The 21,781-nt window shown below is 43.9% G+C and carries 16 protein-coding genes; 15 read left to right on the top strand and 1 reads right to left on the bottom strand.

The window, feature by feature from the left end:
• Window positions 1–317: 317 nt before the first annotated feature.
• From serC to kdsB, 10 genes are all read left to right on the top strand, one after another.
• A complete protein-coding gene (gene serC, locus ACE1SE_RS06695; protein ID WP_374053171.1) occupies window positions 318–1,406 on the top strand; it encodes a 3-phosphoserine/phosphohydroxythreonine transaminase in 1,089 nt (362 codons plus the stop codon).
• A gap of 91 nt (window positions 1,407–1,497) precedes the next feature.
• Window positions 1,498–2,805: a 3-phosphoshikimate 1-carboxyvinyltransferase gene (aroA, locus tag ACE1SE_RS06700; protein ID WP_374053172.1), complete on the top strand. Its 1,308-nt coding sequence runs from the start codon at window positions 1,498–1,500 to the stop codon at window positions 2,803–2,805.
• Between the two features lie 185 nt (window positions 2,806–2,990).
• Window positions 2,991–3,677: a (d)CMP kinase gene (cmk, locus tag ACE1SE_RS06705; protein WP_374053614.1), complete on the top strand. Its 687-nt coding sequence runs from the start codon at window positions 2,991–2,993 to the stop codon at window positions 3,675–3,677.
• Window positions 3,678–3,869: 192 nt separating this feature from the next.
• Complete coding sequence (rpsA, locus tag ACE1SE_RS06710) at window positions 3,870–5,543, top strand: 30S ribosomal protein S1 (RefSeq protein ID WP_099133860.1); 1,674 nt, start codon at window positions 3,870–3,872, stop codon at window positions 5,541–5,543.
• Between the two features lie 74 nt (window positions 5,544–5,617).
• On the top strand, window positions 5,618–5,908 hold the full coding sequence (gene ihfB / locus ACE1SE_RS06715) for an integration host factor subunit beta (protein WP_045969974.1): 291 nt from the start codon (window positions 5,618–5,620) through the stop codon (window positions 5,906–5,908).
• Window positions 5,909–6,142: 234 nt separating this feature from the next.
• The gene (locus ACE1SE_RS06720) at window positions 6,143–8,488 is read left to right on the top strand and encodes a ComEC family protein (protein ID WP_374053173.1); all 2,346 of its coding nucleotides are present in this window, start codon (window positions 6,143–6,145) and stop codon (window positions 8,486–8,488) included.
• Between the two features lie 35 nt (window positions 8,489–8,523).
• The gene (gene msbA, locus ACE1SE_RS06725; RefSeq protein ID WP_374053615.1) at window positions 8,524–10,272 is read left to right on the top strand and encodes a lipid A ABC transporter ATP-binding protein/permease MsbA; all 1,749 of its coding nucleotides are present in this window, start codon (window positions 8,524–8,526) and stop codon (window positions 10,270–10,272) included.
• Window positions 10,269–11,264 (top strand): tetraacyldisaccharide 4'-kinase, encoded by a 996-nt coding sequence (lpxK, locus tag ACE1SE_RS06730; protein ID WP_374053174.1) that lies wholly within the window; start codon window positions 10,269–10,271, stop codon window positions 11,262–11,264. Before msbA ends, lpxK begins: the two co-directional genes overlap by 4 nt.
• Before the next feature lie 127 nt (window positions 11,265–11,391).
• The gene (locus ACE1SE_RS06735; RefSeq protein ID WP_074018284.1) at window positions 11,392–11,571 is read left to right on the top strand and encodes a Trm112 family protein; all 180 of its coding nucleotides are present in this window, start codon (window positions 11,392–11,394) and stop codon (window positions 11,569–11,571) included.
• A gap of 3 nt (window positions 11,572–11,574) precedes the next feature.
• Window positions 11,575–12,324 (top strand): 3-deoxy-manno-octulosonate cytidylyltransferase, encoded by a 750-nt coding sequence (gene kdsB / locus ACE1SE_RS06740; RefSeq protein ID WP_374053175.1) that lies wholly within the window; start codon window positions 11,575–11,577, stop codon window positions 12,322–12,324.
• Between the two features lie 103 nt (window positions 12,325–12,427).
• Here the strand turns inward: kdsB and elyC are convergent, their stop codons facing one another.
• Window positions 12,428–13,255 carry an envelope biogenesis factor ElyC gene (gene elyC / locus ACE1SE_RS06745; protein WP_374053176.1) on the bottom strand — a complete coding sequence of 276 codons (828 nt, stop codon included), beginning with the start codon at window positions 13,253–13,255 and terminating at the stop codon, window positions 12,428–12,430.
• Between the two features lie 168 nt (window positions 13,256–13,423).
• On the opposite strand from elyC, the gene cmoM reads away from it, so the two are divergent.
• The 5 genes from cmoM (at window position 13,424) to aphA (ending at window position 21,575) form a co-directional block, all read left to right on the top strand.
• Window positions 13,424–14,209: a tRNA uridine 5-oxyacetic acid(34) methyltransferase CmoM gene (cmoM, locus tag ACE1SE_RS06750; RefSeq protein WP_374053177.1), complete on the top strand. Its 786-nt coding sequence runs from the start codon at window positions 13,424–13,426 to the stop codon at window positions 14,207–14,209.
• Entirely contained in the window at window positions 14,206–15,528 is a 1,323-nt protein-coding gene (mukF, locus tag ACE1SE_RS06755; RefSeq protein ID WP_374053178.1) for a chromosome partition protein MukF, read from the top strand. Before cmoM ends, mukF begins: the two co-directional genes overlap by 4 nt.
• Entirely contained in the window at window positions 15,509–16,231 is a 723-nt protein-coding gene (gene mukE, locus ACE1SE_RS06760; RefSeq protein WP_374053179.1) for a chromosome partition protein MukE, read from the top strand. The genes mukF and mukE overlap by 20 nt, the downstream gene beginning before the upstream one ends.
• Complete coding sequence (gene mukB, locus ACE1SE_RS06765) at window positions 16,228–20,691, top strand: chromosome partition protein MukB (RefSeq protein WP_374053180.1); 4,464 nt, start codon at window positions 16,228–16,230, stop codon at window positions 20,689–20,691. Before mukE ends, mukB begins: the two co-directional genes overlap by 4 nt.
• Before the next feature lie 170 nt (window positions 20,692–20,861).
• Window positions 20,862–21,575 carry an acid phosphatase AphA gene (gene aphA, locus ACE1SE_RS06770; protein ID WP_374053181.1) on the top strand — a complete coding sequence of 238 codons (714 nt, stop codon included), beginning with the start codon at window positions 20,862–20,864 and terminating at the stop codon, window positions 21,573–21,575.
• Window positions 21,576–21,781 lie beyond the last annotated feature (206 nt).

Consider the following 21,781-nt stretch of genomic DNA (forward strand, 5'->3'; position numbering starts at 1 on the left):
TAAATAAGTAATGTGGTTTTGATGCAATAAGTTGTTTTTTAATTTTATGATTTAAATCTTTTCGCAAGTGGTGTGTTTTATTCTAAGTTTGTTTTTATTTTGAGTATTAAGCAAAGGCGATATTATCCAGGTTTGATTTTTTGTTATTCGGATTATAGTTTATTGTGTTATTTGTAATAAGGTGATCTATCAGAGAGTTATGCTTTAGTTGACAATTGTAGTTTACAATAAATGTTTAATAATTATTGCAGCAGCAAGGCGGGAGTGATAAAACCAATGCGTCCGATTTTATTGTATCCATTGATAGGGTGAAGTTAATGAGTCAGGTATATAATTTCAGCGCTGGCCCAGCTATGTTGCCAGCAGAAGTGTTACGACGTGCAGAGCAGGAACTTTGCAACTGGCACGGTTTGGGGACATCTGTAATGGAAATTAGTCACCGTAGCAAAGAATTTGTGGCTGTTACGGCAGAAGCAGAAAAAGATCTCCGAGATTTATTAGCAATACCTGAGAATTACAAGGTGCTGTTTTGTCACGGCGGTGCTCGTGGGCAATTTTCGGCGTTACCACTGAATTTACTGGGTGATAAACCGACAGCAGATTATATCGTTAGTGGCTACTGGTCTGAATGTGCAGCAAAAGAAGCAGAAAAATATTGCACTCCAAACGTCATTGATATCAGGACAGAAACGGACGGTGTCAAAGGTGTGAAGCCGATGAGTGAATGGGTGTTGAGCCGTGATGCTGCCTATGTCCATTATTGCCCTAATGAAACTATTGAAGGCGTTGCCATTTTTGAGGAGCCTGATTTTGGTGATGATAAAATTGTCATTGCCGATTACTCTTCAACCATTCTCTCTGCACCCATTGATGTTAGCCGTTATGGTGTCATTTATGCCGGGGCACAAAAAAATATTGGACCAGCAGGGATTACCGTTGTCATTATCCGTGAAGATCTACTAGGCAAAGCACACCCGCATACGCCATCTATTCTGGATTATACTGTGCAGGTTCAATATGACTCCATGTATAACACGCCACCGACATTTGCATGGTATTTGTCTGGCATGGTATTCAAATGGTTGAAAGAGCAGGGAGGGCTACAAGAAATCAGTAAACGCAATCATGCTAAAGCTAAACATCTCTATCATGCTGTTGATAACAGCAAGTTGTATATCAACCGTGTTGCTCCTCAAAACCGTTCTATCATGAATATCCCCTTCCAACTGGCTAACCCAGCGTTAGATGGTCAGTTCTTGGAAGAAGCTTATGCTCACGGGCTACATGCATTGAAAGGGCATAAAGTTGCTGGTGGCGCTCGTGCTTCGATTTATAATGCTATGCCTTATGAGGGGGTGAACGCATTGGTTGAATTTATGGCTGATTTTGAACGCCGCAACGCATAATTTTTTATCGTCGGGAGGGATAAAGCCTCCCGAGCTCAAAATCCTCGATTTATCCTAAAAACTAAAATTATCTCCGGAGATTACTCTCTTTATGCAATCCCTGACGTTACAACCTATTTCCCATATTAATGGAACAATTAACTTGCCTGGCTCTAAAAGCGTTTCTAACCGCGCTTTGTTACTCGCTGCTCTTGCTAAGGGAACAACCCGATTGACCAATTTGTTGGACAGCGATGATATCCGTTACATGCTTAATGCTCTGGCTGTATTGGGTATTTCCTATCGTCTCTCTGCCGATCGTACTATCTGTGAAGTAGATGGCATGGGAGGCCGCATTACGGGCAAAAGCGATATTGAACTGTTTTTGGGCAATGCAGGTACAGCAATGCGCCCATTGGCCGCTGCTCTATGTTTGGGGGACAGCAGTTTGGGAGATAGTGGCATGAGTGTGGTATTGACCGGTGAACCACGTATGAAAGAACGCCCAATTGGTCACTTGGTTGATGCATTGCGTCAGGGAGGGGCAGAAATTGATTATCTTGAGCAGGAAAATTACCCGCCTTTACATATCAAAGGGGGTTTTTTAGGCGGAAAAGTTACCGTTGATGGTACTGTTTCCAGCCAGTTCCTGACCGCTTTGTTGATGGCAGCTCCATTGGCAAAAAACGATACAGAAATTCACATACAAGGTGATTTGGTTTCTAAACCTTATATTGATATTACATTGGCACTGATGAAAAGTTTTGGTGTAACGGTAGACAATGAACAATATCAGGCTTTTCACATTAAAGGCCAGCAACAATACTTGTCTCCAGAACAGTATCTGGTGGAAGGCGATGCTTCATCGGCATCTTATTTTCTGGCAGCAGCGGCAATTAAAGGCGGAACTGTTCGTGTCACGGGCATTGGCAGAAATAGCCTGCAAGGGGATACCAAATTTGCCAATGTGTTGGAACAGATGGGGGCAACTATTCGTTGGGGGGACGATTTTGTTGAATGTGAACGCGGTACATTGACAGGCATTGATATGGATATGAATGCTATTCCTGATGCGGCAATGACGATTGCGACAACTGCATTGTTTGCACAGGGAGAAACTGTTATCCGTAATATCTACAATTGGCGGGTAAAAGAAACTGATCGGCTAAATGCAATGGCAACTGAATTAAGGAAAATAGGTGCCGAAGTGGAAGAGGGCGATGATTATATTCGGGTTTTTCCGCCAGAAAAGCTCAATCATGCTGAAATTGAAACCTATAATGATCACCGCATTGCGATGTGTTTCTCGTTGGTGGCTCTGTCGGATACTCCAGTCACTATTCTTGATCCAGGCTGTACAGCAAAGACATTCCCAGATTATTTCAATCAGCTTGAAAAGCTCAGCCAGTACGCCAAATAAATGGAGAAACAAAAGTCGGTAGGAATGGAAATATAGGGACAGAAATAAATGGGCTTTGCCTGTTTCTCTCATTTGCTGAGCGCGTATAATAAGACTGGTTTTTATTGCTTGCTAATTAAGCAATTTTTTGCATTCGGTAAATGACCTGTCTGTTATACGAATGTTATGCGAAAAGGAGGATAATGATGGCGGCGATAGCCCCAGTAATAACCGTTGATGGGCCAAGTGGTGCTGGCAAGGGAACATTATGTCAGGCATTGGCAGAAGCGTTAGATTGGCAGTTGCTTGATTCAGGCGCCATTTATCGTGTATTGGCACTGGCTGCCATCCATCATCAGGTGGATATCCAGTCTGAAGACGCACTGGTTCCTCTGGCTGCAAACCTGGATGTTCGTTTTGTGCCTGCAAATGGCAAACTCCGGGTTATTCTGGAAGGCGAAGATGTCAGCAACGAAATTCGTACCGAAGCCGTTGGAAATACGGCTTCACAGGCGGCGACATTCCCTCGTGTCCGTGAAGCACTCTTACGTCGGCAGAGAGCTTTCCGCATTGCGCCAGGGTTGATCGCTGATGGTCGTGATATGGGAACAGTTGTATTTCCTGACGCACCAGTGAAAATATTTCTTGATGCAAGTGCAGAAGAACGCGCCCGCAGACGTATGTTGCAGTTGCAGGAGAGAGGTTTTAGTGTTAACTTTGAAAATCTTTTGTCCGAGATACAAGAACGGGACTTTCGCGATCGCAATCGGGCGGTTGCGCCCTTAGTGCCTGCACAAGATGCATTGATCCTGGATTCAACCAGCATGTCTATCGAAGAAGTAATTGATAAGGCACTGGTTTATGCGAGAAACACGTTGGAAATACCCGCATAATCGTAAATTTTCGCAAATAGGCTATTGCAGTAGCGTATCAAGAAGATGTATATAGAATTCTGGTGTATTGGTAGTGAAATATTCTGGTACACTAAAACACCTTGTAACAGGGAAAGTTGCGAGGTATGTAAAACAACCCCATTCGGCTGGAAGCTAGATGGACGTTAATTAAAAATCTTGAAGATCATAAACATGACAGAATCTTTTGCTCAACTCTTTGAAGAATCCCTACAGGCTATCGAAACTCGTCCAGGCGCCATCGTTCGTGGTGTTGTGGTTGCTATCGATAAAGACGTTGTATTGGTTGACGCAGGTCTGAAATCAGAATCTGCAATTCCTGTAGAACAATTCAAAAATGCTCAAGGTGAGCTGGAAATCCAGGTTGGCGATGAAATCGACGTAGCTTTGGATGCGGTAGAAGATGGTTTCGGTGAGACTGTCTTGTCTCGTGAGAAAGCGAAACGTCACGAAGCATGGCTGATGCTGGAAAAAGCATACGAAGAAGCTGAAACTGTCACTGGTATTATCAATGGCAAAGTAAAAGGTGGCTTCACTGTAGAACTGAACGGTATCCGTGCGTTCCTGCCAGGTTCACTGGTTGACGTTCGCCCAGTTCGTGACACTGCTCACCTTGAAGGCAAAGAGCTTGAGTTCAAAGTCATCAAGCTGGATCAGAAACGCAACAACGTAGTTGTTTCTCGTCGTGCAGTTATCGAATCTGAAAACAGCGCAGAACGCGATCAACTGTTGGAAAACCTGCAAGAAGGCATGGAAGTTAAAGGTATCGTTAAGAACCTGACTGACTACGGTGCATTCGTTGATCTGGGCGGCGTTGATGGCCTGCTGCACATTACTGATATGGCTTGGAAACGTGTTAAACACCCAAGCGAAATCGTCAATGTGGGCGATGAAATCACAGTTAAAGTACTGAAATTCGACCGTGAGCGTACTCGCGTATCTCTGGGTCTAAAACAACTGGGTGAAGATCCATGGGTAGCAATCGCTAAACGTTATCCAGAAAGTACTAAACTGACTGGTCGCGTAACTAACCTGACTGATTACGGCTGCTTCGTTGAAATTGAAGAAGGCGTTGAAGGTCTGGTACACGTTTCAGAAATGGATTGGACCAATAAGAACATCCACCCATCCAAAGTTGTTAACGTTGGTGACGTTGTGGAAGTTATGGTTCTGGATATCGATGAAGAACGTCGTCGTATCTCCCTGGGTCTGAAACAGTGCAAAGCCAACCCTTGGCAGCAATTTGCTGAGACTCACAACAAGAACGATCGCGTTGAAGGTAAAATCAAGTCTATCACTGACTTCGGTATCTTCATCGGTCTGGAAGGCGGCATCGACGGTCTGGTTCACTTGTCTGACATCTCCTGGAACGTTGCAGGTGAAGAAGCAGTTCGTGAATACAAGAAAGGCGACGAAATCGCTGCTGTAGTTCTGCAAGTAGATGCAGAGCGTGAGCGTATCTCTCTGGGCATCAAGCAACTGGCAGAAGATCCATTCAACAATTACCTGTCTGTAAACAAGAAAGGCGTAATTGTTACTGGTAAAGTCACTGCAGTTGACGCAAAAGGTGCTACAGTTGAATTAGCTGACGGCGTTGAAGGTTACCTGCGTGCATCAGAAGCTTCTCGTGACCGCGTTGAAGATGCAACTCAAGTTCTGAACGTTGGCGATGAAGTTGAAGCTAAATATGTTGGCGTTGATCGCAAAAACCGCGTAATCAACCTGTCTGTTCGTGCAAAAGACGAAGCTGATGAAAAAGACGCTATCGCTTCTGTGAACAAGCAAGAAGACACAAACTTCGCTAACAACGCAATGGCTGAAGCTTTCAAAGCAGCTAAAGGCGAATAATCTAAGTCAATAACGGCGGGTAATATTCTCTATAAAGAAAATATTACCCGAATACGGTAGTTTAGGGAGGTACCATGACCAAGTCTGAATTAATCGAAAGACTTGCAGAGCAGCAATCTCACATGCCGGCCAAAGCCGTTGAAGATGCAGTGAAAGAAATGCTTGATCATATGGCAGAAACACTAGCCGCAGGTGAACGTATTGAAGTTCGCGGATTCGGCAGCTTTTCTCTTCACTACCGGGCTCCGCGTGTGGGCCGTAATCCAAAAACAGGTGATAAAGTGGAATTGGACGGTAAATACGTTCCTCACTTTAAACCCGGTAAAGAATTGCGTGACCGCGTGAATATCTATAGCGATAGCTAAGATATCAGTTATTACTTAATTAAACTAACGGCGCCCTAGGGTGCCGTTTTTTGTGTATCCAATTTTTGTATCTCTGATTTTTGTGAGAACAGACGTATTTTTTTGAATTGTTTCTTCTGCTTAAAAATTAATTTGCGAATCGACTCCATAATAACATTTCTCTAACTAGTGATAAGAACTACGGTGTAATAATCTCTCTTGCGTGAATGGAATATCAGCACAGAGACATAATGGATGCGGCCTATAATATTTTCTCTTTTTACCTATTTATTCACTAGTTGGCGGAAACCGACGCCACTTATCAGTCTAAATTTGGCTGCATTAGCCATTATATTAGGAATTTTTCCCTTATTATTCCTTGCAGAGCTTCCTCAACAAAAAATCATCCAAAACCTGGCTATCATTGCATTTTGCTTGCTATTTTTTCCTAATAAAATTATACGACTAATATCATTAGGATTATGGGCGTTTATTTTCGGATGTTGGCATAGCCATCATATATTGGCACAAGTCACTTTTTTCAGCGAAACGTCCCGCACTGCAATCGTTATGATTGATAGTGTATCGTTGGAAAATAACACAAAGGAGGATGATAAAAAGGCACGTTATCGTATTAGGCTGATTGAGAGTAATGGGAAATATATTATTCCTGCCTTATATGCGTCAGTATTATGGAACTCTCAAGAGTTGCTATGTGCCGGTCAGAAATGGCAGGTGACAATGAAGCTCAGGCCTGTTCATGCTCAATTAAATCATGGTAGTTTTGATAGTCAACGATATTCACTTTCTATTCGCCAACCATTGAATGGAAAAATTATTGAGGCAAAACCACTCGATAAAAGCTGTAACCTTCGGCAATATTTCATTAATAAGTTGTTACCAGAAATTCAGCCATTAAAACAGGCTGGTATTGCGTTAGCACTCTCGTTTGGTGAAAGGGCATGGCTGGATAAATCTACTCGCTTGCTATTACAGCAGACAGGTGTTGCTCATTTGATGGCCATTTCAGGGCTGCATATTGCAATGGCCAGCTTATTTGGCTGGAGTTTTGCAAGAATGACGCAATTTTTCTTTCCTGCAAAATGGATTGGATTTCGCTTTCCATTGATCATGGGCTGGTTAACCGCAATGTTGTATGGATGGTTGTCTGGTTGGGGAACTCCAGCCGTTCGGGCAATATTAGGACTGACCTTGTGGATTTATTTACGGTGTAAAAGCCGGCTTTGTTTTTCATGGCAATGGGCTTTATGGAGTGCTGCACTTATTTTATTTTTCGATCCTTTGGCAATACTTTCTGACAGTTTCTGGCTCTCATTTACTGCGGTGATGGCACTGTTATTTTGGTTTTATTGGATGCCTTTGCCAGAAAAAATACGTCAAGGTTGGCAGTGGTCATGGCTGCGTGGACTGCATATGCAGTTGGGTATGTTGCTAATGTTGTTTCCGTTGCAGCTTTTGTTATTTCAGAGCGTTAATATTGCATCATTGGTGGCTAATCTATGGGCTGTACCGATTATCTCTTTTTTATCTGTTCCATTGGTTATGTTGGGGATAGTTTGTATCTTTCTTCCGGTTATCCAACCATTTTTATGGCAGCTTGTTGATTACAGCATTTTATTTGCTTTGGCGCCTTTACCTATTTTGACATATTCATGGTTTGAAACAGGGCACTACCCGATAGTCATTACGTTAGTCGGTTGTTTTTTTGTTGTGATTTGGCGCTTAGGTTGGTGGAGATCTTATAAATGGTTGTTGGGCGTTTGTATTGGAATTATTGCGTGTTATTCCAAGCGTCCCAATGATTTTCAATGGCGTTTTTCAATGCTGGATGTGGGGCATGGATTAGCTGTGGTCATTGATAAGGGAGGAAAAGCGATTGTTTTTGATACAGGAAATCGCTGGGAAACGGGCAGCATGGCAGAAAAAGTTATTGAACCTTATTTACGTTGGCATCGGTTAACACCAGAGCAAATAATCCTGAGCCATGATCATTTGGATCATACGGGAGGAATGGAATATCTGCTTGAAAGATATCCTGATAGCCAAATTAGAAGCCCTTCCTTAACTCAGGCGCATTTACCTTGTGTCCGTGGTGAACAGTGGACATGGCAGGGATTAAATTTTGCCGTTCTCTGGCCACCAGAAAAGACAGCGATTGTTGGCAATAATCAATCTTGCGTGATCCGTATTGATGATGGTCAGCACAGTCTATTGTTAACAGGAGATTTGGAAAAGCAAGGTGAATACCGTTTATCAGAACTTGAGAAAAATCATATGAATACAACAATACTACAAGTCCCTCATCATGGGAGTAATACCTCTTCTACCTCGGTATTTATACGCAAGGTGATGCCTCAATATGCTTTGACTTCAGTTGCGCGCTATAGCCCGTGGAGACTGCCTTCCGTGAAAGTGAAACAACGCTATAAAAATGCTGGGATCAAATGGCATAGTACAGCCGTTTCTGGTCAGATAACCGGCTATTTTTATCGTGATGACATTAAATTAGAAGGTTATCGACAACAAATAATGTCACGGTGGTATCATCAGTGGTTTGGTATTCGTGGCGATCATGAGTAGAATGATTCGCTATTTCTTTTGGTTTTGGTAACTCAATAATGAATGATAAAGACCTTTCTACCTGGCAGACCTTTCGCCGATTGTGGCCGATCATCACTCCCTTTAAGGTCGGTTTGTTAGTTGCGGCGGTTGCGTTAGTTATTAATGCTGCCGGTGATACATTGATGCTTTCCTTGTTGAAGCCTTTGCTTGATGAGGGTTTTGGCAAGGCCGACATTAGCGTATTAAAGTGGATGCCACTGGTTGTTATCGGATTGATGTTGTTGCGTGGCATATCTGGTTTTGTATCAAGTTATTGTATCTCTTGGGTATCAGGCAAAGTGGTTATGCAGATGCGTCGTCGTCTGTTTAACCATATGATGGGAATGCCTGTCTCCTTCTTTGATCAGCAATCCACGGGAACTTTGCTTTCCCGCATTACATACGATTCAGAACAGGTTGCTTCCTCGTCCTCCGGCGCATTAGTGACGGTAGTCAGGGAAGGGGCATCAATTATTGGCCTGTTTATACTGATGTTCTATTACAGTTGGGAACTCTCCCTTATTTTGATTGTAATTGCACCGATAGTGGCTGGGGTTATTCGCCTTGTTTCTGTGCGCTTCCGTAATATCAGTAAAAATATGCAGAGCAGCATGGGGATGGTGACAACCAGTGCTGAACAGATGCTGAAAGGGCACAAAGAAGTTTTAATTTTTGGCGGTCAAAAAGTTGAAACTGAACGTTTCAACAAAGTCAGCAACCATATGCGCCAGCAGGGTATGAAGATGGTCTCTGCTGATTCCATTTCAGACCCGATTATCCAGCTTATTGCTTCTTTTGCACTGGCATTTATCCTGTATGCGGCCAGTTTCCCTGAAATTATGGGCGCCTTAACCGCAGGGAAAATCACGGTTGTGTTTTCATCTATGATTGCCCTGATGCGCCCATTGAAATCTCTAACCAACGTTAATGCCCAATTCCAACGTGGTATGGCTGCGTGTCAGACTTTATTTACTATCCTGGATATGGAGAAGGAAAAAGACGAAGGTAAACTGGAAATCAAAAAGGCGAAAGGTAACATTGAATTCCGTAATGTTACTTTCTGTTATCCAACTAAAGATCATCCGGCACTGAAAAATATTTCAATGACGATCACAGCGGGAAAGACGATTGCATTGGTTGGGCGCTCAGGATCAGGTAAATCGACAATTGCCAATCTCCTGACGCGTTTTTATGACATAAATGAAGGTGAGATAGTCTTAGATGGTCATGATCTGCGTGAATATACGCTGGCTTCATTACGTAACCAAATCGCTTTGGTATCGCAAAATGTCCATCTATTTAATGATACGGTTGCCAATAACATTGCTTACGCCAGCGAAGGATGCTTTAGCCGTGAAGAGATAGAGCGAGCGGCAGAAATGGCTTATGCAATGGACTTTATCAAAAAAATGGATAACGGCCTTGATACCATGATTGGTGAAAATGGCGTTTTGCTTTCTGGGGGGCAGCGTCAGCGTATTGCAATTGCCCGTGCTTTATTGCGTGATTCTCCGATCTTAATTTTGGATGAAGCAACCTCTGCATTGGATACAGAATCTGAACGTGCAATTCAGGCGGCATTAGATGAATTGCAGAAAAACAGAACTTCATTGGTCATTGCTCACCGTCTTTCTACTATTGAAAATGCCGATGAAATTATCGTCATTGAAGATGGGAATATCATAGAAAGGGGTAACCATGCGACTCTGTTGCAACAGGATGGCGCATATGCACAGTTACATAGGATGCAATTTGGCCAATGATTGAACGCATATGGTCAGGCTGCTCATGGCTTTACATCGTATTATTACCATTATCAGCCCTTTATGGGCTGGTAAGCGGTTTGCGGCGTTTAAGCTATAAACTAGGATTGAGCCGCTCCTGGAAAGCACCGGTGCCTGTTGTTGTTGTCGGTAACTTGACAGCAGGAGGAAATGGTAAAACCCCGGTTGTCATTTGGCTGGTTGAACAGTTGCAGCAGAAAGGCTATCGGGTTGGTGTTGTTTCACGTGGTTATGGCGGGAAGTCAGAACATTACCCGCTACTCCTTACCGATGAAGTGACGACGGCACAAGCGGGAGATGAACCTGTTTTAATTCGTCGTCGGACTGGTGCACCTGTTGCAGTGGCCCCAAAGCGAGCCGAAGCCATTCAGGCATTATTGGCACACACTCCGGTTGATATCGTCATTACTGATGATGGCCTCCAGCATTATGCCTTACAGCGAGATTATGAGGTTGTAGTGATTGATGGCGTTCGTCGTTTTGGCAATGGTTGCTGGTTGCCTGCCGGCCCTATGCGAGAATTGGCAGGACGTTTGAATAGTGTCAATACCATCATTGTTAATGGTGGAATACCAGAAGTCGGTGAATTACCCATGACCCTTAAAGGCAATTTGGTAGTTAATTTGTTGACAGGGGAAACACGAAAAGTTACTGATATTCCCAATGGCATTGCGATGGCTGGGATTGGCCATCCCCCGCGTTTTTTTGCAACATTACAGCAATTAGGGGCTAATTTACAGAAAACATACGCTTTTGCTGATCATCAGGCGTACGAAAAATCTCAATTATTGGCTCTGGCAAATAGTGATCAAAATTTATTGATGACAGAAAAAGATGCGGTTAAATGTTTCCAATTTGCGCAACCTAACTGGTGGTATTTACCTGTACACGCTGAATTTCCAGAGGAAAAAGGGAAAAAGGTATTGGATGATATCTGTACCTTACTTCCCGAATTAAATACTCGCCAATAATATTGGGTTATTCTCGCCATACTAAACAAAATAAGGGAAATTAAACAAAGCAACAAAGTTAACGGTGATACATGGCTTGTGGTATTCTGAGCCACATCAAATTTAAGACCCGTTATTTGGGGGATATATGGATCACCGTTTACTCGAAATCATTGCTTGTCCGCTATGTCACGGCAAGCTCAGTTATGATAAAGAAAACTTTGAACTGATTTGCAAGTTTGATCGTCTCGCTTTTCCCTTCCGTGATGGCATCCCTGTGTTGTTAGAGAATGAAGCACGTGCCCTGCCTACAGAGGAAAATCAATAATCCATGTTTACCGTTATCATTCCGGCCCGCTTTTCCTCAACCCGTTTACCGGGAAAACCATTGGCTGATATTCATGGTAAGCCAATGGTTGTGCGTGTGATGGAACGGGCTGTCCGTTCTGGTGCTGATCGGGTTATTGTGGCGACAGATAATCAACAAGTTTTTGATGCAGTGACTGTTGCAGGCGGTGAGGCTTGCATGACACGCGAAAGTCACCATTCAGGTACAGAGCGTTTGGCTGAGGTTATCGATAAATACCAATTTGCTGATGATGACATTATTGTGAATGTTCAGGGTGATGAACCTCTTATCCCAGAACAGATCATCAAGCAGGTGGCTGATAATTTGGCTGGCAGTAATGCTGGGATGGCAACGCTTGCCGTGCAAATCCAGGATGCGGAAGAGGCATTTAATCCTAATGCTGTCAAAGTGGTAATGGATTCGCAAGGTTATGCCCTCTATTTTTCTCGCGCGACTATCCCGTGGGAACGTGATCGTTTTATGCAATCAACAGGGACTATTGGAGACCACTTCCTGCGCCATATTGGAATTTATGCGTATCGGGCAGGGTTTATTCGACGTTATATTCAATGGGAACCAAGTCCATTAGAAAGTATCGAAATGCTCGAACAATTAAGGGTGCTTTGGTACGGTGAAAAAATTCATGTTGCAAAAGCATTGCAAGCGCCCGGTGCAGGTGTTGATACACCAGAAGATCTGGAAACTGTCAGAAAAGTTTTTGCAACGCTTTGATTTTCTTGTCTGATATGACGATCAATTGAGTATGATTTAAAAGAGAATGCGTAACGTTAATACTGCATTCTCTTTTCATTACATTTCACTCCCAATACTGGTGTTATTTCTCATTAGCTTTTTTCTGAAGATCCTCTGAGTTTTTAATGCTCATATCCTGACTTACAGGTTTAATCGCCTGCCAGATGCGCCCTAATGTCTCATACCACGCACGCTCAGTGTGTGATAGGTAGTAGGAAGAAGGAAGATATTTTTCCCATGAATATAAAGGCGTTGTAACAGCTAATTGATTGGCAGGGCCTGCAATTGGATGCAGACCTCGTTGTGCAAAAAACTTGAGAGATCTTTCCATATGATTGGCAGAAGTGACAAGAATGAAAGGTTGTTGTCCGATGACTTTTTCAACTTCAGCAGCTTCTTCTTCTGTATCCAGGGGTTTTTTTAATGCTATGGTGTCTTCTACAGGAATTCCCAGAGATTGTGCTACCATAGCAGCAATTTCGGCACTACTAATGGCATTTACGCCTTTACCGCCCGTAAAAATCATTTTAGCACCAGGATTGAGACGATATAACCGAATCCCTTCCGTCACTCTGGGCAAGCTATTATTGATAAGGTTGGCACTGGGAGCCCATTGGGGGTTATAAGTAAAACCTCCACCAAGAACCACAATATATTTTACGGGAGTTATAGGTGTTGTATCTGGTTCATAGCGCTGAACATATTTTCCCTCGACAGGGAGTAAGAATTTATCCGCGATAGGCTGTAAACTAAATAAAAGTAATGCCAACCAACTGAGTGATAAAATGGCTTTCCCTGTTTTTTGCCAGCGTGTGAACCATAGTAATAGTAGAGCTGCAAAAGAAACGATAATAATCAACGGCAAAGGCATTAATAGCGAGCCGATATATTTTTTTAGCAAAAATAACATTGATTGGCCTTGGGTTGGTTAAATTACAATCGCACAATGGCGAATTTAAGGCTAAAAGTAGTTAATTAAACGGTTATTGTGCCAAAATAATAGTAGTAAAAATAGCGGTAGATAGCATAACTACTCAATAGATAAATTAAACTTAGCTTATAAGTGGGGCAGCTTTTCATGCGGGATCGCAATTTCGATGATATTGCAGACAAATTTTCGCGTAATATTTACGGCACAACCAAAGGTAAAATCAGGCAGGCCGTTGTCTGGCAGGATATTAACGAATTGCTGAATCATTTACCTCAATGTCCTTTGCGCATTTTGGACGCAGGGGGCGGTGAAGGTAATATGGCTTGCCAGTTGGCTGAATTGGGACATCAGGTCATACTTTGTGATCTCTCAAAAGAGATGATCCAGAGAGCGGAACATAACGCCGAAGAGCGGGGTGTTCTCGATCAAATGCAATTTATCCAAAGCCCGGTACAAGAAATTCACCAGCATATTGAACAGCCCGTTGATCTGATTTTATTTCATGCTGTATTGGAGTGGATCACCGACCAACAAGAGGCAATAGAAACATTGGAAAAGATAATAACGCCCGGTGGTGCACTTTCATTAATGTTTTATAATGCTAATGGGCTGGTTATGCGTAACGCCATCTTGGGTAACTTTCATTTGGCGACACCTAATATCCAGCGTCGGCGGAAACGTTCTCTATCGCCACAACATCCATTAATACCGGAACAGGTATATCAATGGCTAGCTGAACTTAAGATGGAAATAACAGGTAAAACAGGCGTGAGAGTTTTTCACGATTACCTGCAAAGTCGTCAATTACAAGACACAGATTTTCCAGCGTTGCTTGAACTTGAACAGCGTTATTGCAGACAGGAGCCCTATATCAGTCTGGGGCGTTACATTCATGTGATGGCACGCAAGCCTACCTTAAAGAGCGAATTATGAGTGAATATTCCCAGACAGTTCCTGAACTTGTGTCCTGGGCCAGAAAAAATGATTTTTCAATTTCGTTGCCACCAGAACGGTTGGCTTTTTTACTGGCTATTGCCGTATTAAACAGTGAACGGCTTGATGGTGAAATGAGTGAAGGGGAGCTGGTGGATGCCTTTCGTGAAGTGTGTAAAGGTTTTGAACAAACTTCGGAAGCGGTATCTGTCAGAGCGAATAATGCCATTAACGATATGGTTCGCCAGAAGTTACTTAACCGTTTTACCAGTGAATTGGCGGATGGCAATGCCATTTATCGCCTGACTCCGTTGGGAATTGGTATCAGTGATTATTACATCCGCCAGCGTGAATTCTCCACGTTGCGTCTTTCTATGCAGTTATCTATCGTTGCTAACGAATTGCACCGAGCGGCAGAGGCAGCCGAAGAAGGGGGGGATGAATTACATTGGCACCGCAATGTTTTTGCTCCTCTCAAATATTCTGTAGCTGAAATTTTTGACAGTATCGATATGTCCCAGCGCTTGATGGATGAACAGCAAAACAGCGTAAAAACCGATATTGCTGCACTACTCAATCAGGATTGGCAGGCCGCCATCGCTAATTGTGAACAACTGCTGTCTGAAACCTCCGGTACACTACGGGAACTTCAGGATACGTTAGACGCTGCGGGTGATAAATTGCAGGCTAATCTATTACGTATCCAGGCCGCGAATATGGATAGCAGCGGTTCTGAGCTGGTGGATAAACTGGTTTTTGACTTGCAAAGCAAACTGGATCGCATTATTAGTTGGGGGCAGCAAGCTATTGATTTATGGATAGGTTATGACCGCCACGTTCACAAATTTATCCGAACCGCCATTGATATGGATAAAAACCGCATTTTTGCCCAGCGTCTTCGTCAATCCATTCAACACTATTTTGACAGCCCGTGGGCACTGACTGTCGCTAATGCAGAACGTTTCCTGGATATGCGTGATGAAGAGCTGACTCTGCGTAATGAAGAGGTAATGGGAGAATTACCGCCAGAAATGGAATACGAAGAGTTTAGTGAAATCAATGAACAATTAGCTGAAATGGTAGAGCAGGCGCTGGCGGTTTACCAACAGGCAAAACTTCCTTTGGATTTGGGTGCTGTATTGCGCGACTACCTGGTCCAGTATCCACGTAAACGCCATTTTGATGTGGCACGTATCTTGGTGGATCAGGCAGTAAGGTTGGGCGTTGCAGAAGCGGATTTCTCTGGTTTGCCGGCGGAATGGTTAGCGATTAATGATTACGGAGCCAAGGTACAGGCACATGTCATCGACACATATTGAACAACTTATGCCAGTGAAACTGGCTCAGGCATTATCCAATACACTTTTCCCAGAATTAGATAGCCAACTGCGAGCAGGGCGTCATATCAGCCTGGATGATCTTGATAATCACGCTTTTCTGATGGACTTTCAGGAAGAGTTGGAAACATTTTATGCGCGTTATAACGTTGAGTTAATCCGTGCACCAGAAGGTTTTTTCTACCTGCGTCCCCGCTCGACGACGTTGATCCCGCGATCTGTGCTGTCTGAATTGGATATGATGGTAGGTAAGATCCTGTGCTACCTCTACCTTAGCCCAGAGCGCCTGTCCAATCAGGGAATATTTACCTTTCAGGAATTGTACGAAGAATTATTGTCACTGGCTGATGAAAATAAGCTAGTGAAATTAGTGAACCAACGTTCGACAGGTTCAGATCTGGACAAACAGAAATTGCAGGAAAAAGCGCGTACTGCTTTAAACCGCTTGCGCCGTCTGGGTATGGTTTATTTCCTGCAAAACGACAGTAATAAATTTACGCTTACCGAAGCGGTATTTCGCTTTGGTGCAGATGTACGCAGCGGTGATGACCCACGCGAGGCACAATTACGGATGATCCGTGATGGGGAGGCCATGCCAGTAGAAGGGAAAACATCGCAGGAAGATAATGAACATGAAGAAGCATCAGGGCATTCAGCGGAAGGTGCGGAGGATGAGCAGTCATGATTGAACGCGGTAAATTTCGCTCACTGACGTTAATTAATTGGAACGGTTTTTTTGCCAGAACGTTTGATCTTGACGAACTTGTGACGACCTTATCCGGCGGTAATGGTGCAGGTAAATCAACTACAATGGCGGCGTTTGTGACCGCATTAATTCCTGATTTAACACTGCTCCATTTCCGTAATACGACAGAAGCGGGTGCAACCTCGGGTTCACGTGATAAAGGGTTGCACGGTAAGTTACGGGCAGGGGTTTGCTATTCCACGCTGGATGTTGTTAATTCACGCCATCAACGCATCATCGCCGGAGTCCGTTTACAACAAGTAGCAGGACGTGATCGAAAAGTTGATATTAAACCATTTATGATTCAGGGAGTTCCTGCGTCGATTCAGCCAACGCAGTTATTGACTGATAATATCAACGAACGTCAGGCGCGGGTTCTGCCGTTAAATGAACTAAAGGAGCGCCTTGATGAGATGGACGGCGTTCAGTTCAAACAATTTAACTCAATTACAGATTACCACTCCCTGATGTTTGATTTGGGAGTGATCCCAAAACGTTTGCGTTCAGCGAGTGACCGCAGCAAGTTTTATCGCCTGATAGAAGCATCATTATATGGCGGAATTTCCAGTGCGATTACCCGTTCATTACGTGATTACTTGTTACCGGAAAACAGCGGCGTCAGAAAAGCATTTCAGGATATGGAAGCCGCATTGCGTGAAAACCGCATTACGCTGGAAGCTATCCGTGTCACCCAATCCGACCGTGATCTTTTCAAGCACCTTATCACAGAAGCTACAGCCTATGTGTCTGCTGACTATATGCGTCATGCCAACGAACGCCGTGTTCATCTGGATGAAGCACTGGCTTTGCGCAGTGAACTATTTGGCAGCCGTCGTCAACTGGTCGCTGAACAATATCGCCATGTTGAAATGGCGAGGGAACTGGCAGAACAAAGCGGCGCATCTTCTGATTTAGAAATGGATTATCAGGCTGCCAGTGATCACCTGAATTTGGTTCAAACAGCGATGCGTCAGCAGGAAAAAATCGATCGCTACCAATCGGATATTGAAGAGCTGACCTACCGACTGGAAGAACAGGGTGAAGTTGTCGAAGAAGCGAGAGATCTTCAGGCGGAATATGAAGCTACATCTGAAGCAGCAGAACAAGAAGTTGATGAGCTGAAAAGCCAGCTTGCTGACTACCAGCAAGCTTTAGATGTTCAGCAAACTCGAGCTATTCAATATCAGCAAGCATTGCAAGCGTTGGAGAGTGCCCGTAAATTTTGCCAGCTTCCAGATCTGTCGATAGAAAATGCCGATGAGTGGCAGGAAACCTATCAGGCCAAAGCGCAGCAAGCAACAGAAACTTTGCTGACATTGGAACAGAAATTGAACGTTGCTGACGCAGCGCATAGTCAGTTTGAGCAGGCTTACCAACTGATAAAAAGCATCGTTGGTGAAGTAAGCCGTAGTGAAGCGTGGCAAGCCGCTCGTGAAGCATTGCGTGAATGGTCATCCCAGCGTCATCTGGCTGAACGCGTCCAACCTTTGCGTATCCAGTTGGCTGAGCTAGAACAACGCCTGAACAGTCAGCAAAATGCAGAACGTTTGCTGGAAGAGTTCTGCAAGCGTCACAACCAGCAATATCAGGCAGAAAACTTGGAGGCGTTACGGGGTGAACTGGAAGCTCAATTGGAAGAATTGAGTCTGGACGCCAACGAAAGCGGTGAACGTCGTATTCAAATACGTCAGGAGTTTGAACAGCTCAAGCAAAAAATTCAAGGGTTGACAGCACGGGCACCAGTGTGGTTAGCAGCACAAGAAGCCTTGGATCAGCTTAGTGAACAATGCAATGAAACATTCGAAAATAGTCACGATGTGACTGAGTATATGCAGCAATTGCTTGAACAAGAGCGCGAAATTACGGTTGAGCGTGATGATATTGCTGCACAGAAACGTGAACTGGAAAAACAGATTGAGCGTCTGAACCAACCAAGTGGTGCCGAAGATAGCCGATTGCTTGCATTGGCAGAGCGTTTTGGTGGTGTTTTGTTGTCTGAAATTTATGATGACATTACCATTGATGACGCACCTTATTTCTCTGCACTGTATGGCCCGGCGCGTCACGCAATTGTCGTGCCTGATCTTTCACTGGTTCGTCCACATCTGGAAGCATTGGAAGATTGCCCGGAAGATCTCTATTTGATTGAAGGAGATCCACAGTCTTTTGACGACAGCGTATTTCATTTTGAGGAACAGGAAAACGCAGTTCTGGTGAAATCATCCGATCGCCAATGGCGTTATTCCCGTTATCCTGAAGTTCCGCTATTCGGACGGGCAGCAAGAGAAAGTCGTCTGGAAGCACTCAGTCTTGAGCGTGATACGCTGGCAGAGCGTTACGCGACACTTTCGTTTGATGTGCAGAAAATTCAGCGTGCACATCAGGCTTTCAGCCGTTTTGTGGGAAAACACCTTTCTGTTGTGTTTGATGATGATCCAGAAGCAGAAATTCGTCGCCTGAGTCAGCGTCGTACCGAATTGGAGCGTGAATTATCGCAATTTGAAACCCAGACTCAACAGCATCAGCAGAAATTTGTTCAGGTGAAAGAGAGCCTGTCAGTGTTGAATCGCCTGATTCCACAAATAACAATTTTGTTGGATGAAGCCCTGTTTGATCGCGTGGAAACAGTCCGTGAAGAAATGGGGGAGGCTCAGGAAGCTGCGCGTTTCCTGCAACAACACGGTAAAGCCTTAGCTAAACTTGAACCATTGGTTTCGGTCTTGCAAAGTGATCCACAGCAACATGAGCAGTTGCAGAAAGATTATGAGGCTGCGAAACACAGCCAGAATCAGGCTAAACAACAAGCCTTTGCCTTGACGGAAGTTGTGCAACGTCGCGCGCATTTCAGCTATAGCGACTCTGCCGGTATGCTTAACGAAAATGCCGACTTGAACGACAAACTACGCCAACGCCTTGAACACGCAGAATCTGATCGTAGCCGTGCGCGTGAAAAATTGCGCCAGCAACAAGCACAATGTGCGCAGTTCAATCAAGTATTGGCATCACTAAAAAGTTCTTATGACACTAAGCAAGATATGTTGAAAGAACTTGAGCAGGAGTTGAAAGATATCGGTGTCCAGGCAGATGCCAACGCCGAAAATCGTGCCCGTGAACGCCGTGATCAGCTTCACGCCGCTGTGAATGCTAACCGTTCCCGTATTAATCAGCTTGAGAAACAGATCGCGTTCTGTGAGGCAGAAATGGAAAACCTCCAGAAAAAACTGCGTAAATCTGAGCGGGATTATTACCAGAAGCGTGAGCAGGTGGTCTCTTCCAAGGCCGGCTGGTGTGCAGTTATGCGTATGGTGAAAGACAATGGTGTTGAACGTCGCTTACATCGTCGCGAACTAGCTTATATGGATGGTGATGAGCTGCGTTCAATGTCGGATAAAGCGCTGGGAGCATTGCGTCTGGCTGTGGCCGATAATGAACACCTGCGCGATGCGTTGCGTTTATCCGAAGATCCGAAGCGTCCTGAACGTAAGATCCAATTTTTCGTGGCGGTTTACCAGCATCTGCGTGAACGTATCCGGCAGGATATTATTCGTACGGATGATCCGGTCGATGCCATTGAACAGATGGAAATTGAATTGGCACGCTTGACGGAAGAATTAACCGCCCGTGAGCAGAAATTGGCGATCAGTTCCAAAAGTGTGGCGAATATCATTCGCAAAACCATTCAACGTGAACAGAACCGCATTCGCATGCTGAACCAGGGATTGCAGGCAGTTTCTTTTGGGCAGGTTGGTGGTGTGCGCCTGAATGTAAATGTGCGTGAAAGTCATTCCCTCTTGTTAGATGTACTTTCTGAGCAACAGGAACAGCATCAGGATCTGTTCAACAGCGAGCGCCTGACCTTCTCAGAAGCGATGGCGAAGCTTTATCAGCGTCTTAATCCACAAATTGATATGGGGCAGCGTCTACCCCAGACCATTGGTGAAGAGTTGCTGGATTACCGCAATTACCTTGAGCTGGAAGTTGAAGTTAACCGAGGTTCGGATGGCTGGCTGAAAGCGGAAAGTGGGGCGCTTTCTACCGGGGAAGCGATTGGTACGGGAATGTCCATTCTGGTCATGGTGGTACAGAGCTGGGAAGAGGAATCACGTCGTCTGCGTGGTAAAGATATTTCCCCATGCCGACTACTGTTCCTTGATGAAGCTGCCCGATTAGACGCGAAATCCATTGCAACGCTGTTTGAGTTATGTGAACGCTTACATATGCAGTTAATTATTGCTGCACCGGAAAATATCAGCCCCGAAAAAGGGACAACTTATAAACTGGTACGTAAGATTTTCAATAACCAGGAACATGTACATGTTGTTGGGTTGCGTGGTTTTGGGCAGGATATTCCGGTGACCGGGCAGTCACAAACACAGGCACAGCCTATATTGCAAGAATAACTTCATCATTGAATGATATTTTTTCTAAGAAAGGGGCATGTTATGCCCCTTTCTTAATTGAGGGGAAATCCATTTGAATATTTGTCGCCTTGTGCAGTATGTCTCGTTTTGATGTGATAATACAGTTTATTATTTCTCACCGTTACTACTAATGTAAGAAAGGAATAACGATGCGTAAAGTTACCCTAGCATTCAGTGTGATTGTGCTTGCTTTTGGTTTAAATAGCATGGCACAAGCAAAAATGTTTATGCCTGAGCAAGTTGATTCAGGCGTTTCTGTGGCAGATTTGGCTCAACGTCATGCCGTGCATTGGGTATCCGTAGAGCAGATTAAGCGGAGTTTGCAAAACCAACCCGCAATGGCGGTAGGTTTTGATATCGATGATACTGTGCTGTTTTCAAGCCCAGGTTTTTATCGTGGTAAAATGGAGTACTCGCCTAATGACAATAGTTATCTGAAAAATCCGGCATTTTGGGAAAAAATGAATAATGAATGGGATAAATTCAGTATGCCAAAAAAGGTCGGCATTGAACTGGTTAAGATGCATTTGAAGCGAGGTGATGATATTTATTTCATTACAGCGCGTACAAAAACTAAGACAGAAGCGGTGACCAAATACTTACAGGAAGACTTACATATTCCATCCGATAAAATGAATGCCGTTATTTTTGCGGGTGATGAACCGGGTAAAAATAACAAAATCAGTTGGATGAAAGAGCACAACTTGAAGATTTATTATGGCGATGCAGATACTGATATTGCTGCCGCTCGTGCACTGAATATCCGTGGTATTCGTATCCTGAGAGCATCAAACTCGTCTTATCAGCCCCTGCCTAAAGCGGGTCGCTTTGGAGAAGAAGTCGTCATTAATTCTGAGTATTAATTTTAAAATTTAACACAATATACTCTGATTAAAGGCACTAAAGGTGCCTTTTCCTTTTTTTAAGCCATTATAATTTAAATTATTATGAAGAATATTTTATTTTTCCTGATAAGAGAAAATCTGCTTGAGTAAACTCCCGGTCTTAAGTAGTAATTATGTATATAATTATCAGTATCCTTTTCTGATAAAATAGGTCTGTTGATAAT

The sequence above is a fragment of the Xenorhabdus taiwanensis genome (assembly GCF_036512875.1).
In the GTDB taxonomy this organism is placed as follows: domain Bacteria; phylum Pseudomonadota; class Gammaproteobacteria; order Enterobacterales; family Enterobacteriaceae; genus Xenorhabdus; species Xenorhabdus taiwanensis.